The 15,525-nt window shown below is 69.9% G+C and carries 17 protein-coding genes; 10 read left to right on the forward strand and 7 right to left on the reverse strand.

Annotation, left to right across the window (positions count from 1 at the left end):
- From bioA to I3K84_RS08000, 6 genes are all read left to right on the forward strand, one after another.
- A complete protein-coding gene (bioA, locus tag I3K84_RS07975; RefSeq protein WP_172208294.1) occupies positions 1-1,350 on the forward strand; it encodes an adenosylmethionine--8-amino-7-oxononanoate transaminase in 1,350 nt (449 codons plus the stop codon).
- Complete coding sequence (bioD, locus tag I3K84_RS07980; protein WP_172208296.1) at positions 1,347-2,027, forward strand: dethiobiotin synthase; 681 nt, start codon at positions 1,347-1,349, stop codon at positions 2,025-2,027. Before bioA ends, bioD begins: the two co-directional genes overlap by 4 nt.
- Positions 2,024-3,226 (forward strand): 8-amino-7-oxononanoate synthase, encoded by a 1,203-nt coding sequence (gene bioF / locus I3K84_RS07985; RefSeq protein WP_172208298.1) that lies wholly within the window; start codon positions 2,024-2,026, stop codon positions 3,224-3,226. Before bioD ends, bioF begins: the two co-directional genes overlap by 4 nt.
- A 61-nt stretch (positions 3,227-3,287) precedes the next feature.
- Entirely contained in the window at positions 3,288-3,926 is a 639-nt protein-coding gene (gene queE, locus I3K84_RS07990) for a 7-carboxy-7-deazaguanine synthase (RefSeq protein ID WP_172208300.1), read from the forward strand.
- A 2-nt stretch (positions 3,927-3,928) separates the two neighbouring features.
- Complete coding sequence (locus I3K84_RS07995) at positions 3,929-4,315, forward strand: 6-carboxytetrahydropterin synthase (RefSeq protein WP_231403436.1); 387 nt, start codon at positions 3,929-3,931, stop codon at positions 4,313-4,315.
- Positions 4,316-4,345: 30 nt separating this feature from the next.
- On the forward strand, positions 4,346-4,705 hold the full coding sequence (locus tag I3K84_RS08000; protein WP_172208302.1) for a 5-carboxymethyl-2-hydroxymuconate Delta-isomerase: 360 nt from the start codon (positions 4,346-4,348) through the stop codon (positions 4,703-4,705).
- Between the two features lie 51 nt (positions 4,706-4,756).
- Here the strand turns inward: I3K84_RS08000 and pabB are convergent, their stop codons facing one another.
- From pabB to nadC, 3 genes are all read right to left on the reverse strand, one after another.
- Positions 4,757-6,526 carry an aminodeoxychorismate synthase component I gene (gene pabB / locus I3K84_RS08005; RefSeq protein ID WP_172208304.1) on the reverse strand — a complete coding sequence of 590 codons (1,770 nt, stop codon included), beginning with the start codon at positions 6,524-6,526 and terminating at the stop codon, positions 4,757-4,759.
- 53 nt (positions 6,527-6,579) lie between these two features.
- Entirely contained in the window at positions 6,580-7,704 is a 1,125-nt protein-coding gene (gene nadA, locus I3K84_RS08010; RefSeq protein ID WP_196995875.1) for a quinolinate synthase NadA, read from the reverse strand.
- Between the two features lie 79 nt (positions 7,705-7,783).
- Positions 7,784-8,662, reverse strand: a complete 879-nt coding sequence (gene nadC / locus I3K84_RS08015; RefSeq protein WP_172208308.1) for a carboxylating nicotinate-nucleotide diphosphorylase — start codon at positions 8,660-8,662, stop codon at positions 7,784-7,786.
- Between the two features lie 65 nt (positions 8,663-8,727).
- On the opposite strand from nadC, the gene panB reads away from it, so the two are divergent.
- Together panB and panC are read left to right on the forward strand one after the other, a co-directional pair.
- Positions 8,728-9,609: a 3-methyl-2-oxobutanoate hydroxymethyltransferase gene (gene panB, locus I3K84_RS08020; protein ID WP_011806597.1), complete on the forward strand. Its 882-nt coding sequence runs from the start codon at positions 8,728-8,730 to the stop codon at positions 9,607-9,609.
- A 16-nt stretch (positions 9,610-9,625) separates the two neighbouring features.
- Complete coding sequence (gene panC, locus I3K84_RS08025; protein ID WP_011806598.1) at positions 9,626-10,495, forward strand: pantoate--beta-alanine ligase; 870 nt, start codon at positions 9,626-9,628, stop codon at positions 10,493-10,495.
- A gap of 310 nt (positions 10,496-10,805) precedes the next feature.
- On the opposite strand, the gene I3K84_RS08030 is transcribed toward panC, so the two are convergent.
- The 4 genes from I3K84_RS08030 to I3K84_RS08045 all read right to left on the reverse strand — a co-directional run bounded on the left by I3K84_RS08030 (position 10,806) and on the right by I3K84_RS08045 (position 13,139).
- On the reverse strand, positions 10,806-11,798 hold the full coding sequence (locus tag I3K84_RS08030; protein ID WP_196995876.1) for an NAD(P)H-dependent glycerol-3-phosphate dehydrogenase: 993 nt from the start codon (positions 11,796-11,798) through the stop codon (positions 10,806-10,808).
- A gap of 72 nt (positions 11,799-11,870) precedes the next feature.
- The gene (gene secB, locus I3K84_RS08035) at positions 11,871-12,323 is read right to left on the reverse strand and encodes a protein-export chaperone SecB (protein WP_011806600.1); all 453 of its coding nucleotides are present in this window, start codon (positions 12,321-12,323) and stop codon (positions 11,871-11,873) included.
- A gap of 101 nt (positions 12,324-12,424) precedes the next feature.
- Positions 12,425-12,682 (reverse strand): glutaredoxin 3, encoded by a 258-nt coding sequence (grxC, locus tag I3K84_RS08040; RefSeq protein WP_196995877.1) that lies wholly within the window; start codon positions 12,680-12,682, stop codon positions 12,425-12,427.
- Between the two features lie 49 nt (positions 12,683-12,731).
- Positions 12,732-13,139, reverse strand: a complete 408-nt coding sequence (locus tag I3K84_RS08045; protein ID WP_172208314.1) for a rhodanese-like domain-containing protein — start codon at positions 13,137-13,139, stop codon at positions 12,732-12,734.
- 73 nt (positions 13,140-13,212) lie between these two features.
- Between I3K84_RS08045 and gpmA the strand changes: the two genes are divergently transcribed.
- Together gpmA and I3K84_RS08055 are read left to right on the forward strand one after the other, a co-directional pair.
- Complete coding sequence (gene gpmA / locus I3K84_RS08050) at positions 13,213-13,956, forward strand: 2,3-diphosphoglycerate-dependent phosphoglycerate mutase (RefSeq protein ID WP_172208316.1); 744 nt, start codon at positions 13,213-13,215, stop codon at positions 13,954-13,956.
- Positions 13,957-14,070: 114 nt separating this feature from the next.
- Complete coding sequence (locus I3K84_RS08055) at positions 14,071-15,507, forward strand: S41 family peptidase (protein WP_015914140.1); 1,437 nt, start codon at positions 14,071-14,073, stop codon at positions 15,505-15,507.
- Positions 15,508-15,525: the final 18 nt, after the last annotated feature.

The following is a 15,525-nucleotide window of genomic DNA, read 5'->3' on the forward strand; positions in this document are numbered from 1 at the left end:
ATGACCGACACCCTCGCCGCGCGCAGCCTCGCCAGCGTCTGGCACCCCTGCACGCAGATGAAGCGCCACGAGGCCGAGCCGCCCGTGGCCATCGCGCGCGCCCAGGGGCCGTGGCTCCACGGCGCCGACGGCCGCCGGTACCTCGACGGCATCAGCTCCTGGTGGGTCAACCTGTTCGGCCACGGCCACCCGCACATCCAGGCGGCGCTCACCGACCAGCTCGCGCGGCTCGACCACGTGATGCTCGCGGGCTTCACGCACGCGCCCGTGGTGGAGCTGTCCGAGCGCCTGGCCGCGCTCACGGGCCTGGGCCATGCCTTCTACGGCAGCGACGGTGCCTCCGCCACCGAGATCGCGCTCAAGATGAGCGCGCACTACTGGCGCAACCAGGGCCGCCCGGCCAAGAGCCGCTTCGTGGGCCTGGCCGGCGGCTACCACGGCGAGACCGTGGGCGCGCTGGCCGTGACCGACATCGCCCTCTTCCGCGAGGCCTACGCGCCCCTCGTGCGCCTGGCCGCCACCGTGCAGAGCCCCGACGCGCGCAATGCGCGGCCCGGCGAATCAGCCCGCGATATGGCCCTGCGCGCCGCCGCCGCGCTCGAAGCCTGGCTGGCCGAGCACCATGCCACCACGGCCGCGCTGATCCTCGAACCCCTGGTGCAGTGCGCCGCCGGCATGGCCATGCACGACGCCGAATACCTGCGCCAGGCGCGCGCGCTGTGCGACCGCTACGAGGTGCATCTGGTCGCCGACGAAATCGCCGTGGGCTTCGGCCGCACGGGCAGCATGTTCGCGCACCAGCAGGCGGGCATCCGGCCCGACTTCCTCTGCCTGTCCAAGGGCCTCACGGGCGGCACGCTGCCGCTGTCGGCCGTGCTGACCACGGATGCGGTCTACGCCGCCTTCTACGACGACGACGTGGCACGCGGCTTCCTGCACTCGCACTCCTACACCGGCAACCCTCTGGCCTGCCGCGCGGCGCTGGCCACGCTGGAGCTGTTCGAGCAGACCGATGCGCTCGCGCGCAATGGGCAGCTCGCTCAAGCCATCGATGCGGCCTGCGCGCCGCTCACGACGCACCCACGCGTGCGCCACGCGCGCCGCCAGGGCATGGTCTGGGCCTGGGACGTGGAAACCACCCTGCCCGACTTCGCACGCCGCTACCACCGCCACGCCATGGCGCGCGGCCTGCTGCTGCGCCCCATCGGCACCACCGTCTACGCCATGCCGCCCTACGTGCTCGACGCCGAGGCGGTGCAGCACCTCGCAGTCAACGCCCTGTCCGCGCTCGACGCCACGCTGGCCGAGGAAGCCGGCACGCCCACCTCCACGGAGGAACGCCTGCCATGACCCTGGGCGTATTCGTCACCGGCACCGACACGGGCGTGGGCAAGAGCCTCGCCTCGGCCGCGCTCCTGCACGCGCTCGCGCGCCACCATGCTCGCGTGGTGGGCATGAAGCCCGTGGCCGCAGGCGCCGAATGGCACGGCGGCCAGTTGGCCAACGAGGATGCCGTCGCGCTGCGCGCCGCCTCCACCGTGGCCGTGCCTCCCGAACTCGACAACCCCGTGCTGCTGCCCGACCCGCTCTCGCCGCACATCGCAGCCGCGCGCGCCGGGGTACGCATTCACATCCCCGCCATCGTGCAAAGCTACCGCCAGCTCGCCGAGCGCGCCGATGCCGTGGTGGTCGAGGGCGCGGGCGGCTTCCACGTGCCGCTGTCCGACACCGAGACCGGCGCCGACCTGGCCCAGGCCCTGGCCCTGCCCGTGGTGCTGGTGGTGGGCCTGCGCCTGGGCTGCCTGAACCACGCCGCGCTCACGGCCGAGGCGATCCGCGCGCGCGGCCTCACGCTCGCGGGCTGGGTCGCCAACCGCGTGGACCCGCAAATGCTGGCCCCCGCAGACAACATCGCCTGGCTGCGCCAGCACCTGGGCGTGCCGCTGCTGGCCACGCTGCCGCACCAGCCCCGGCCCGATGCGCGCGCCCTCGCCGCGCTCTACCAATTGCCCCCTGACTGGACATGACCTCCTGGATCGACGAATTCCCCGCGCGCATCGCCGCGCTGGACGATGCCCACCTGCGCCGCAGGCGCCGCGCCGTGGCGCCCGCCGAGGGCGCCCACCTGCGGGTGGACGGCACCCCCATGCTGGCCTTCTGCAGCAACGACTACCTGGGCCTCGCAGCCCACCCTGCCCTGGCCGAAGCCGCCTGCGCGGGTACGCGCGAGTTCGGCGTGGGCTCGGGCGGCTCTCCCCTGGTCAGCGGCCACAGCGAGGCCAACGCCGCGCTGGAGCAAGACCTCGCGCACTTCGTGCAGCTGCCGCGCGCGCTCTACTTCTATGCGGGCTACGCCACCAACATCGGCATCGTGCCCGCGCTCGTGGGCGCGGGCGATGCGCTGTTCTCCGACGCGCTCAACCACGCCTGCCTGATCGACGGCGCGCGCCTGTCTCGCGCCACGGTGCACCGCTACCCGCATGCGGACCTCGCCGCGCTCGACGCCCTGCTCGCGGCCAGCCCCGCACGGCGCAAGCTCGTGATCAGCGATGCCGTGTTCAGCATGGACGGCGACGTGGCCGATGTGCGCGCGCTGCACGCGCTGTGCGAGCGGCATGACGCGCTGCTGCTGATCGACGACGCGCACGGCTTCGGCGTGCTCGGCCCCGAGGGGCGCGGCACGCTGGCCGAGGCGGGCCTCGTCGGCGCCCATGCCTCGCCGCGCGTGCTCTACATGGCCACGCTGGGCAAGGCTGCGGGCGTGGCGGGCGCCTTCGTCGCAGGGCCCGACGCGCTCGTCGAATGGCTGGTGCAGAAGACGCGCAGCTACATCTTCGCCACGGCCGCGCCCGCGCTGCTGGCACGCGCGCTGCAGGCCAGCCTGCGCGTGATCGCCGCCGAAGGCTGGCGGCGCGAGCACCTGGCGCAGCGCATCGCCCAGCTGCGCGACGGCCTGGCGCCGCTGCTGCAGGGCACGCACTGGCAGCTGGGCGACTCGCGCACGGCCGTGCAGGCTCTGGTGATCGGCGCCAACGACGAGGCCCTGGCCGTGATGGAAGGCCTGCGCGCGCGCGGCCTGTGGGTGCCCGCGATCCGCCCGCCCACGGTGCCCGAAGGCACGGCGCGGCTGCGCATCGCGCTGTCGGCCGCCCACACCGAGGCCGATGTGGCCCAATTGCTGGGCGCGCTGGCCGAACTCGCGCCGCGCACGGGGAAGGCCGTATGAGCGCCGCGCCGGGCCGCCCCAAGCAAGCTCGCACCGCAGTGCGCAGCACGGAGGTTATCCCATGAGCTACAGCGTCAAGGAAATCTTCTACACCCTGCAGGGCGAGGGCGGCCAGGCCGGCATGCCCGCCGTGTTCTGCCGCTTCGCGGGCTGCAACCTCTGGAGCGGCCGCGAGCAGGACCGCGCGAGTGCCATCTGCCGCTTCTGCGACACCGACTTCGTGGGCACCGACGGCACGCTGGGCGGCAAGTTCGCCGACGCGGGCGCACTGGCACACCAGATCGCGGCGCAATGGCCCGCGCAGGATCGCGCCCACCGCCTCGTGGTGCTCACGGGCGGCGAGCCGCTGCTGCAGGTCGACGCGCCGCTGATCGACGCGCTGCATGCCGAGGGCTTTCGCATCGCCGTGGAGAGCAACGGCACCATCGCGGCGCCGCCCGGCATCGACTGGCTGTGCATCAGCCCCAAGGCCGGTGCCGAGTGGGTGCAGCGCGAGGGCCAAGAGCTCAAGCTGGTCTGGCCCCAAAGCGGCCTGGACCTCGACGCGCTCGAAACCACGGGCCGTTTCACCCACCGTTTCCTGCAGCCCATGGACGGCCCCGACCAGGCGGCCCACATCGCGCTGTGCATCGATCTCTGCATGCAGCGCCCGGCGTGGCGCCTGAGCCTGCAGACCCACAAGCTCACCGGCATCCGCTGACGATGCCCCACCCCGCCATGCCGCAGCAATACACCGTCCACCAGCGCATCTTCTTCGACGCGGCCCACACCCTGCGCCGCGAGATCGAGGCCGAGGGCAGCCGCCGCATCCACGGCCACACGTACCACGCCGAGGTTTCGCTCACCGGGCCGCTCGACCCCGCCACGGGCATGGTCCAGGACCTGGGCTACCTGCGCCAGCGCCTGGCCGTGCTGCGCGAGCGGCTCGACCACCACCTGCTCGACGAGGTGCCGGGCCTGGGCATCCCCACGCTCGAGAACCTCTGCCGTTTCATCGCCGAGGCCCTGTCCGACATGCAGCCCCCGCCCAGCCGCGTGCGCGTGTGGCGCGACGCGCTCGGCGACGGCTGCACGCTCGACCTGTCCTGAACCCCTTTCCCCGAACCACCGAGACCTGCCATGCCCCACCTGATCGTTGAATACTCCCGCAACCTCGCCGGCTTCCCCGAGGCCCAGGCGCTCGCCGAACTCAACGCCGCCGTCTGCGCGAGCCCCGAGGTGGCCGACGAGGCCGACCTCAAGAGCCGCATCGCGCCCGTGCCGCAGTTCGAGATCGGTACCGCGCCCGCGAACCGCGGCTTCGTGCACGCGCAGCTGCGCCTGCTCTCAGGCCGCACGCCAGAGGCCAAGAAAGACCTCTCGGAGCGCGTGGCCGGCGTGCTGCGCCGCCTCACACCCCACCCCGCAGGCGTGATGGTGCAGCTCAGCGTGGAGATCGTGGACATGGACCGGCCGTCCTATGTGAAGGAACGGCTCTAACGTCGTTTTCAAGAAAATGGCCCGCAGCGTGCTTGCATAAAGCGCCTGCAGCTATTTTTCCGAGAGCGCGCCCGGTTCGCCGAGCCTGGCCTGCAGCCAGCCGCGCAGGCTGTTGACGAAGGCCCAGGCCTGCACGCGCGGCAGGTCCTGCACGCGCAGCAGCCCCTCCTGCACGCGGCCTTCGCGCAGGGCCACGGCACGGCCCACGCCGGGCAGCAGGCCGCAGGCGAGCGGCGGCGTGATCCAGCGGCCGTCGAGCAGCGCCGCGATGTTGCCGCGCGTGCATTCGGTGATCTCGCCCGCCTCGTTCCACAGCAGGGTGTCGAACACGCCGGGCTCCGTGGGCTCGAAGGCCGCGTAGTGCGCGCGCCGCGTGGTCTTGTGGCGCACGAATTCACTGTGCGCCTGCATGAACGCGCGCTGCGCCAGCACCAGGCGCACGGGCTCGGCCGTGGGCGCGAGCGCGAAGGCCTCGGCCCGGGGCAGGCCCGCCGCATCGAGCAGCAGGCGCACGCGCCACAGGCCCGCAGGGTGGGCGGCGCACAGGGCATCGAGGCAGGCCTGCATGCGCGCAGCGTCCCAGGGCACGCCGAAATGCGCGGCCCCGGCCGCCATGCGCGCCAGGTGCTCGGCGCGGTGGCGCAGCGCGCCCTCGTCGAGCGCCAGGGTTTCGAGCAGCTCGAACGGCGCGCTCGCGCGCTCCACGAAGGCGCGCTTGGCGCCCCACTCGCGCCACTCGGCCCCGGCCTCCGATCCCCAGGTGATGCCGCTGCCGATGCCGCATACGGCCTGCGTGCCGCGCAGCGCCACGGTACGGATCGGCACGTTGAAGGTGGCGGCCACGCCCCCCGCGCCGTCGGGCCGCACCACGCCCACGGCGCCGCAGTACACGCCACGCGGCGCGGCCTCCAGTTCCTGGATGAGCTGCATGGCGCGCACCTTGGGCGCGCCCGTAACCGAGCCGCAGGGGAACAGCGCACCGAATACGTCGGCCAGACGCGTGCCCGCACGCGTGCGCGCCACCACGTCGGAAGTCATCTGCCACACGGTGGGCAGCTGCTCGGTATGGAACAGGCGCGGCACGCGCACGCTGTGCGGCTCGGCCACGCGCGAAAGGTCGTTGCGCAGCAGGTCCACGATCATCACGTTCTCGGCCCGCTCCTTGGGGCTGGCGCGCAGCTGCGCGGCCTGGGCCGCGTCGTCCTCGGGCGTGGCGCCGCGCGGGGCCGTGCCCTTCATGGGCCGCGCGAGCAGGCTGCCGCCGCGCCAGTCGAAGAACAGCTCGGGCGAGACGGAGAGCGTCTTCTCATTGCCCATGTCGAGGAAGGCGCCATAGCCGCCCGGCTGCGCGCGGCGCAGCGCCGCGAACAGGGCCAGCGCATCGCCCTGCCAGTTCCCCGCGAGCGGTGCCGTGAAGTTGACCTGGTAGCACTCGCCCGCGCCGATGGCGCCACGGATGCGCGCAATGGCCGCATCGAACGCGGGCCGCGCGATCTCGCCCTGCCATGGCACCCGGGCCTCGCCAGGCGCCAGATTGCCATCCCAGGGCTGCGGCGCATCGAACACCGCGAACCAGGCCAGCGGGCCGTCGGCCGCGTGCGTGCGCAGGGCCTTGTCGAAGGCGGACGCCGCCTCGTAGCGCAACTGGCCCACCACCCAGGCGCCCGCGCGCGCGGCGTCCTCCACGGCGTCGAGCACGCCGCGCACCTCGTGCGGGGCCTGGGCCACGAGCGTGGCGCGCGGCACGCCAAAGGCATGGCGCAAGCGCGGCCCGGCGCTCGCGCGCGGGTCGGCGAAGTCGATCAGGGCGGTCAGAGTCAAATCGGCCTCCAGCGCTTATCCATCCAGCGCCAACAGCTATCAAAACAAAAGCGCTATGCCGCCCCGAAATGCGGCACCAGCGCACCGGCCGGCTGCCCGCTCTTGAGTGCGGCGGTGAAGGCGAGCATGCGGTCGATGGGCTGGCGTGCGCGCGGTATCAGCGCGGGCTCCACGTGGATGGCGTTCGCGCCTGTCTCCAGCACGCGGGCCACGTCGGCCAGGCCGTTCATGGCCATCCAGGGGCAGTGCGCGCAGCTCTTGCAGGTGGCGCTGTTGCCGGCCGTGGGGGCTTCATAGAAGGTCTTGCCGGGGTTCAGCGTGCGCAGCTTGTGCATCATGCCGTTGTCGGTGGCCACGATGAATTCGCGGGCATCCATCTCGCGCGCGGCCTTGAGGATGGCGCTGGTCGAGCCCACAGCGTCGGCCAGGGCCACGACCTCGGTCGGGCTCTCGGGGTGCACGAGGATCTTGGCCTCGGGGTGCTCCTTCTTGAGCAGCTCCAGCTCCAGCGCCTTGAATTCGTCGTGCACGATGCAGGCGCCGTTCCAGAACACCATGTCGGCGCCCGTCTCGCGCTCGATGTAGGCGCCCAGGTGCCGGTCGGGGGCCCACAGGATCTTGTGGCCCGCATCCTTGAGCGCACGCACGATGTCCAGCGCGCAGCTGGACGTGACCAGCCAGTCGGCACGCGCCTTCACGGCGGCGCTGGTGTTGGCGTAGACCACCACCGTGCGGTCGGGGTGCTGGTCGCAGAAAGCACTGAACTCGTCGATGGGGCAGCCCAGGTCCAGCGAGCAGGTCGCGTCCAGGTCGGGCATGAGCACGGTCTTCTCGGGACTGAGGATCTTGGCCGTCTCGCCCATAAAGCGCACGCCGCTCACCACCAGTGTCTGCGCCGCGTGGTCGCGGCCGAAGCGCGCCATCTCCAGCGAATCGCTGACGATGCCGCCGGTTTCCTCGGCCAGGTCCTGCAGGTCCGGGTGCACGTAGTAGTGCGACACCATCACCGCGTTCTTCTCTTTCAGCAGGCGGCGGATCCTGTCCTTGAGCGCCGCACGCTCGGCGGGCGATAACTCGGGCGGCACACGCGCCCAGGCGTGCTTGGTGGAGCAGGTGGCGCCGTCCGCGCCCGCGAGGGGCTGTTCGTACTCGACGTCCTTGATGGCGGTCGTATTCATGGCAATGCTCTCGCCGCCGGGACGCGACGGCTTCACGAGGGGGAATCGATTGTCGCGTCTTGGAAGACGCTACGCCATGTCAGGCCAAATCCTGCAGGCGCATGGAGAAATCCGTGGCCTTCACATCCTTGGTCAGCGTGCCGATGGAGATGCGGTCCACGCCCGTCTCGGCCAGCGCACGCAGGCCTTCCAGCGTGACGCCGCCCGAGATCTCCAGGATGGCGCCCCCGCCCGCATGCGCCGCGTTGATGCGCACGGCCTCGCGCAGTTGTGCCAGCGGCATGTTGTCCAGCAGCACCATCGTCGCGCCCGCATCGAGCGCCTCCTGCAGCTGCGCCAGCGTTTCCACCTCGATCTCGATGAATGCAGCCTGCGCAGCCACCGCCTGGGCGGCCCGCAGCACCGCCGTCACGCCGCCGGCGGCAGCGATGTGGTTTTCCTTGATGAGCACGGCATCGTGCAGGCCGATGCGATGGTTGGTGCCACCGCCCGTGCGCACGGCGTACTTCTGCGCCAGGCGCAGGCCCGGCAGCGTCTTGCGCGTGTCCACGATGTGGGCGCGGGTGCCGGCCACGGCATCCACATAGGTGCGCGTCTTGGTGGCCACGGCCGACAGCAGCTGCAGGAAGTTGAGCGCCGTGCGCTCGGCGCTCAGCAGCGCGCGCGCCTGGCCTTCGATCTCCAATACCACCTGGTCGGTAGCGCAGCGCGCGCCCTCGGCCACATGCCAGGTCAGCTTCACACCGGGGTCCAGCGCACGCAGCGCGGCCTCGACCCAAGGAGCGCCGCAGATCACGGCGGCTTCGCGCGCCAGGATGCGCGCACGCACGCGGCGCGCGGGGTCGATCAGGCCGGCCGTCAGGTCGCCGCTGCCCACGTCTTCCTGCAGGGCGCGGTCCACATCGGCACGGGCCAGCGCCGCGAGTGCGTCGGCGCCAAACAAGTCTCTCGTCGTCATGGGGCGAGCATAGCCGCATCGCATAGACTCGCCGCACTTTTGCAACCCGACGGATCCCAAGCGCCATGACCGACTCCCCCACCGCCGGCACGCCCTATGGCACGCTGCCGCCCGCGTCGCCGCTGCCCCAGAGACGCCCCGTGAGCCTGCCCCGCCTGGCGCAGATGCGCGAGGCGGGCGAGAAGATCACCATGCTCACCGCTTACGACGCCACCTTCGCAGCCGTGGCTGATGCGGCGGGTGTGGAGTGCATCCTGGTGGGCGATTCGCTGGGCATGGTCTGCCAGGGCCTGCCCAGCACCGTGGGCGTGACGCTGGAGCACATGGCCTACCACACGGCCAGCGTGGCACGCGGCCTGCACCGCGTACAGGGCACGGCCTGGCTGATCGCCGACCTGCCCTACGGCAGCTATGCCGAGAGCCGCGAGCAAGCGCTGCGCAGTGCCTGCCAGCTCATGCAGGCGGGCGCCCACATGGTCAAGCTCGAAGGCGGCGGCTGGACCGCGCCCACGGTGCAGTTCCTTGTGGAGCGCGGCGTGCCAGTGTGCGCCCACCTGGGCCTCACCCCTCAGACGGTGCACGCCCTGGGCGGCTACCGTGTGCAGGGCAAGGGCGACCAGGCCGCCCAGCAGCTGCGCCGCCAGGCACTGGAGCTGCAGGACGCCGGCGCCGCCATGCTGGTGCTGGAGATGGTGCCGACTCCCCTGGCACGCGACCTCACGCAGGCCCTGCCACGCTGCCACACCATCGGCATCGGCGCGGGCAGCGGCACGGCCGGCCAGGTGCTGGTGATGCACGACATGCTGGGCATCAACCTGGGCAAGAACCCGAAGTTCGTGCACGACTTCATGCGGGATGCGGGCAGCGTGCGCGGCGCCATCGAGGCTTATGTGCAGGCCGTCAAGCAAGGGCGCTTTCCCGACGACGCACTGCACGCCTGGAACTGACCAAACACCTTCACCCATGATCACCGTCCGCACCATTCCCGAACTGCGCGCCGCCATCGCCGCGCATCCCGGCGCAGGCCGCCCCGGCAAGCGCCCCGCCTTCGTGCCCACCATGGGCAATCTGCACGACGGCCACATCGCCCTGGTGCGCCAGGCCCGGCCGCTGGGCGACGTGCTGGTCGCCAGCATTTTTGTGAACCGCCTGCAATTCCTCCCGCACGAGGACTTCGACAGCTACCCCCGCACCTGGGAGGCCGATTGCGCCAAGCTGGAGGCCGCGGGCTGCGACATCGTCTTCGCGCCGCGCGAGAGCGATCTCTACCCCGAGCCCCAGACCTTCAAGCTGCAGCCCGACCCGCAACTGGCCGACATCCTGGAAGGGCATTTCCGCCCAGGCTTCTTCACGGGCGTGTGCACCGTGGTCATGAAGCTGTTTTCCGCAGTGTTCTTCGCCAGCGGCGGCGGCACGGCCGTGTTCGGCAAGAAGGACTACCAGCAGCTCATGGTGATCCGCCGCATGGTGCAGCAGTTCGCGCTGCCCGTAGAGGTGGTGGCAGGCGAGACGGCCCGCGCCGACGATGGGTTGGCCCTGAGCTCACGCAACGGCTACCTGAGCACCGCCGAGCGCGTCCAGGCCGTGCAACTGTCCGCGGCGCTGCGCGCGCTGGCCCAGGCGGCGCAGGCACCCGGCGCCCCCCCGCTGGCCGCCCTGGAACAACAGGCCCTGCAGACCCTGGCGCAGCAAGGGTGGGCGCCCGACTACCTCACCGTGCGCCAGCGCCACGATCTTCAGCCCCCCGCTGCAGGCGCAGCCGCCGGTACGCTGGTGGCGCTGGGCGCGGCACGCCTGGGCAGCACGCGGCTGATCGACAACCTGGAGTTCTGAGACCGCGCGCGGCGGCAGTCCGTGCGTAGGCGTAGGCGCACTCGCACAAGCACAGGACCGCGATGACCTACGCGGCGTGGCAGCCTGGACGGACATCGGGGCGTCTGGCCCATCGCTAAGGTGAAGGCATGTTTCAACCATCCCTATAGGAGGCGTACATGCCGATCATTCTTTGGCTTCTGGGTGTCCCGCTGAGTATCGTTTTGCTGCTGATGCTGTTCGGTGTCGTGTGACCCACGCACCCTGAACCGCGCACGACAAAAAGCGGCCTGCGGGCCGCTTTTTGCTGTTCACGGGAGATGTGTGCGCATCAATGGCGCTCGACGGTAGGCTCGCGCTCCATGAGCCGGGCCACCGCCTCGGCAGCGCGCAGTTCACCGTCGAGCAGCGCGACGACGCACTCCGCAATGGGCATCTCAACGCCCACCGCGCGCGCGCGCTGTACCACGGTGCGGGCGCTGTACACCCCCTCAGCCACATGGCCCAGCGACTCCACCGCCTGTGCCAAGGTCCGCCCCTCGGCCAGCAACAACCCCACACGGCGGTTGCGCGACAGGTCGCCCGTAGCAGTCAACACCAGATCCCCCAGGCCCGACAGGCCCATGAAGGTCTCGGGCCGCGCGCCCAGGGCAAGGCCTAAGCGGGTCATTTCCGCCAAACCGCGGGTAATCAATGCCGCACGCGCATTCAGCCCCAGTTGCAGCCCGTCGCACAGGCCGGTGGCAATCGCCAATACGTTCTTGACCGCACCGCCGACTTCCACGCCTACGATGTCCTCGCTGGCGTATACGCGCAATGCGGGCCCGTGGAAGGCCAGCACCAGCGCATCGCGCACCGTGGCACGGGGGCTGGCGGCCACCATGGCCGTGGGCTGGGCGGTGGCGACCTCCTGGGCGAAGCTGGGGCCGCTGAACACACCACTGTGCAGCCGCGGTGCGACCTGCGCGCACACTTCATGCGCCATCAGCCCCGTGCCGGCCTCGAAGCCCTTGCACAGCCACGCGATGGGCGCCGCGCAGCCGTCCAGCCGTTTCAGCATGCCGCGCAGCGCCGCCATGGGCGTGCCGACGACGACGAGGTCGGCGTCCGCGGCCAGCGCGCCCATGTCACCCGACGCCACGTGCAGGCCGGGCGGGAACGCAAGGCCGGGCAGGTAGCGCTGGTTCTGCCGCTTCGCCTGCATGGCCTGCGCCTGCTGTGCGTCACGGGCCCACAGCGTCACCTCATGGCAGGCTGCGTGCGCAGCCGCGCTCATGGCCAGGGCAGTGCCCCAGGCGCCTGCGCCAAGGACTACTATTTTCATAGCTACTCGCGCTTATCAGGCGGGCGCTAGAGCCTGAAACAGCTCTACCACCCGTTACGACCAAGAAGCCGTTTACTGGGCCGTGCTGGTGGCAGCCTCGGCGGCTGCGGCCTGTTGCTGCTCGTACATGGCCTGGAAGTTGATCTCGGCCAGGTGCACGGGCGGAAAGCCCGCACGCGTCACGGTGTCGGCCACGTTGCCGCGCAGGTAGGGGTAGATGATCTGGGGGCAGGCAATGCCGATGATGGCGCCCATCTGGTCCTCGGGCACGTTGCGGATCTCGAAGATGCCGGCCTGCTTGGCCTCCACCAGGAACACAGTCTTGTCCTTGATCTTGGTCTGCACGGTGGCGGTCACGGCCACTTCAAAGATGCCTTCGACCACGGGTGTGGCCTCGACCCCCAACTGGATGTCCACGCTGGGCTGCTCCTGCTCCAGCAGGATCGCGGGCGAATTGGGCTGCTCCAGCGACAGGTCCTTCAGGTACACGCGCTGAATCTGGAACACGGGGGTTTCTTCGGCCATGGTGGTCTCGGTCTTTCGGTCAAAACAAAGCCCGCCCGGGAGAGGCTCCCGCAGCGGGCAACATGGGGCGCATTATGCAACGCGCCAATGGCGGCAAAGGCTCAGGCGCCCAGCAGCGGCACCAGGCCGCCACGGCTGTCCAGGGCCACGAGGTCGTCGTGTCCACCGACGTGGGTGTCACCAATGAAGATCTGCGGCACGGTGCGCCGGCCGGTGATCTCCATCATGTGCTGGCGGGCGGCGGGGTCGGTGTCCACGCGGATTTCCTCGATCTGATCCACACCCTTCAGCTTCAGCAACTGCTTGGCGCGGATGCAGTAGGGGCACACGGCGGTGGTGTACATCTTCACGGCTTGCATGGACGGCGACCTTTCTGCGTAACGAACAATGCTGGTAGATGCGGGCGCCTCAGGCCTTTTCAACCGGCAGGTTGGCCTCGCGCCAAGCGGCCAGGCCGCCGGCCAGCGCCTGCGCCTTCTCGTAGCCCAGGCCCTTGGCGATGCCTGCAGCCCGCGAGGCGCGGGCGCCCTTGGCACAGACGAGGATGATGGGCACGGCCTTGTTCTTGACCACCTGCGGCAGGCGCTCCTGCAACTGCCCCAACGGGATGTTCTTGGCGCCACCCACGTGGCCCGCGGCGAACTCCTCAGGCTCGCACACGTCGATCACCACCGCCTTCTCACGGTTGATGAGCTGTACGGCCTGCGCCGTGCCCAGGGTACCGGCCCCGGCCCCCTTGAGGGCCGGCAGCAGCAGCATGACGCCCGAGGCCAGCGCGAGGAAGATCAAATACCAATTGTCGAGAACGAAATTCACGGGGTTCCTTGGGGTATGCAAACCGCGCAATTCTAGAATGTCGGGTTTTTGACCTGAAGCCCCAAGGGACACCATGCACAAACTCGTTCTGATCCGCCACGGCGAATCCACGTGGAATCTGGAAAACCGCTTCACCGGCTGGACCGATGTGGATCTGACCCCCACGGGCATCGAGCAGGCCAAGAATGCCGGCCGCCTGCTCAAGGCCGAGGGCTACGATTTTGACCTGGCCTACACCAGTGTGCTCAAGCGCGCCACGCGCACGCTGTGGCACTGCCTGGACGAGATGGACCGCACCTGGCTGCCCGTGGAGCACAGCTGGCGCCTGAACGAGCGCCACTACGGCGCTCTGCAGGGCCTGAACAAGGCCGACATGGCCAAGCAGTACGGCGACGCGCAGGTGCTGGTGTGGCGCCGCAGCTACGACACGCCGCCGCCGGCCCTGGAGCCCACCGACCCGCGCTGCGAGCGCGGCGACATCCGCTACGCGGGCCTGGCGCCCGAGCAGGTGCCGCTGACCGAGTGCCTCAAGGACACGGTGGCGCGCGTGCTGCCCTACTGGAACGAAGCCATCGCGCCAACGATCCGCTCGGGCAAGCGTGTGCTGATCGCCGCGCACGGCAACTCCATCCGCGCGCTGGTCAAGTACCTGGACAACATTTCCGACCAAGACATCGTGGGCCTGAACATTCCCAACGGCATTCCGCTGGTGTACGAGCTGGACGCGGAACTCAAGCCCCTGCGCAGCTACTACCTGGGCGACGCCGAGGCCGCCGCCAAGGCCGCCGCCGCCGTGGCCGCGCAGGGCAAGGCCTGAGCCGCCGCTTCTGGAAAGCGTAGCGCGGTCTTGCTTGAAAAATAGGCAGATCCTGAAGGAACTGCCCAGGCCGCAGCCCTTCCAAGGTGTATATTGAATCGGTAGAGGTGTTCTATGGGCCACAAACTCAAAATTGCTGGATGGATATCGGTGGGCGTGGTGGCCGGAGCGCTCACGACCGTCTCGCTGCAGACCGTGGCACGCGGCGCCATGACCCCGCTGCCACTGGAGGAAATCCAGCAGCTCTCGGCCGTGTTCGGCCTGATCAAGACCGACTATGTAGAGCCGGTCGATGACCGCAAGCTCATCACCGATGCCATCGGTGGCATGGTCGCCAGCCTCGACCCGCATTCGCAGTACTTCGACAAGAAGTCGTTCAAGGAATTCCGCGAAGGCACCACCGGCCGCTTCGTGGGCGTGGGCATCGAAATCACCCAGGAAGACGGCCTGATCAAGATCGTCTCGCCCATCGAGGGCTCCCCCGCCGACCGCGCGGGGCTCAAGACCAACGACCTCATCACGAAAATCGACGATACGGCCGTGAAGGGCCTGTCCCTCAACGACGCGGTCAAGCGCATGCGCGGCGAGCCGAACACGCAGGTGACGCTGACCATCCTGCGCCGCGACGAGAGCCGCAGCTTTCCCGTCACGATCACGCGCGAGGAGATCAAGACCCAATCGGTCAAGGGCAAGATCATCGAGCCGGGCTACGCCTGGATTCGCCTGTCGCAGTTCCAGGAACGCACGGTGGACGACTTCGTGCGCAAGGTCGAAGAGGTCTACAAGCAGGATCCCCGCCTCAAGGGGCTGGTGCTGGATCTGCGCAACGACCCCGGCGGCCTGCTGGATGCGGCCGTGGCCGTGTCGGCTGCCTTCCTGCCGGAGAACGTGACGGTGGTCTCCACCAACGGCCAGCTGGCCGAGAGCAAGGCCACCTTCAAGGCCTCGCCCGAGTTCTATCTGCGCCGCGGCAGCGGCGACCCGCTCAAGCGCCTGCCCGCCGCCATCAAGACCGTGCCCCTGGTGGTGCTGGTCAACGAAGGCTCGGCTTCGGCCAGCGAGATCGTCGCGGGGGCGCTGCAAGACCACAAGCGCGCTACCATCATGGGCAGCCAGACCTTCGGCAAGGGCTCGGTGCAAACCGTGCGGCCGCTGGGCCCCGACACGGGCATCAAGCTCACGACGGCGCGCTACTACACGCCGTCGGGCAAATCGATCCAGGCCAAGGGGATCGTGCCAGACGTCATGCTCGACGAGACCGCCGAGGGCGACATCTACGCATCGCTGCGCATGCGCGAAGCCGACCTGGAAAAGCACCTGACCAGCGGCCAGGGCGAGGAAGCGAAGGATGCCGGCCGCGAGAAGGCGCGCGAGGAGGCCCGCAAGCGCCTCGAGGAAGAGGCCAAGAAGCCCGTGTCCGAGCGCAAGCTGCCCGAGTACGGTTCGGACAAGGACTTCCAGCTCAGCCAGGCACTCAACCAGCTCAAGGGCCGCACCGTGCTGGCCAGCAAGACCCTCACGGAACGCAAGGAAGAGAAGAAGGACAACTGACGCTGTCTTTCTTGGCAA

The organism is Diaphorobacter sp. JS3051, assembly GCF_015832135.1.
In the GTDB taxonomy this organism is placed as follows: domain Bacteria; phylum Pseudomonadota; class Gammaproteobacteria; order Burkholderiales; family Burkholderiaceae_C; genus Diaphorobacter; species Diaphorobacter nitroreducens.

Bases quoted from the DNA above. Each gene is read 5' to 3' on its own strand.
- queE (WP_172208300.1), top strand. From the start codon at position 3,288: ATGAGCTACAGCGTCAAGGAAATCTTCTACACCCTGCAGGGCGAGGGC.
- grxC (WP_196995877.1), bottom strand. From the start codon at position 12,682: ATGCAAGCCGTGAAGATGTACACCACCGCCGTGTGCCCCTACTGCATC.
- gpmA (WP_172208316.1), top strand. From the start codon at position 13,213: ATGCACAAACTCGTTCTGATCCGCCACGGCGAATCCACGTGGAATCTG.
- panB (WP_011806597.1), top strand. From the start codon at position 8,728: ATGACCGACTCCCCCACCGCCGGCACGCCCTATGGCACGCTGCCGCCC.
- bioD (WP_172208296.1), top strand. From the start codon at position 1,347: ATGACCCTGGGCGTATTCGTCACCGGCACCGACACGGGCGTGGGCAAG.
- bioA (WP_172208294.1), top strand. From the start codon at position 1: ATGACCGACACCCTCGCCGCGCGCAGCCTCGCCAGCGTCTGGCACCCC.
- I3K84_RS08055 (WP_015914140.1), top strand. From the start codon at position 14,071: ATGGGCCACAAACTCAAAATTGCTGGATGGATATCGGTGGGCGTGGTG.
- bioF (WP_172208298.1), top strand. From the start codon at position 2,024: ATGACCTCCTGGATCGACGAATTCCCCGCGCGCATCGCCGCGCTGGAC.
- panC (WP_011806598.1), top strand. From the start codon at position 9,626: ATGATCACCGTCCGCACCATTCCCGAACTGCGCGCCGCCATCGCCGCG.
- I3K84_RS08030 (WP_196995876.1), bottom strand. From the start codon at position 11,798: ATGAAAATAGTAGTCCTTGGCGCAGGCGCCTGGGGCACTGCCCTGGCC.
- I3K84_RS07995 (WP_231403436.1), top strand. From the start codon at position 3,929: ATGCCCCACCCCGCCATGCCGCAGCAATACACCGTCCACCAGCGCATC.
- I3K84_RS08000 (WP_172208302.1), top strand. From the start codon at position 4,346: ATGCCCCACCTGATCGTTGAATACTCCCGCAACCTCGCCGGCTTCCCC.
- nadA (WP_196995875.1), bottom strand. From the start codon at position 7,704: ATGAATACGACCGCCATCAAGGACGTCGAGTACGAACAGCCCCTCGCG.
- nadC (WP_172208308.1), bottom strand. From the start codon at position 8,662: ATGACGACGAGAGACTTGTTTGGCGCCGACGCACTCGCGGCGCTGGCC.
- secB (WP_011806600.1), bottom strand. From the start codon at position 12,323: ATGGCCGAAGAAACCCCCGTGTTCCAGATTCAGCGCGTGTACCTGAAG.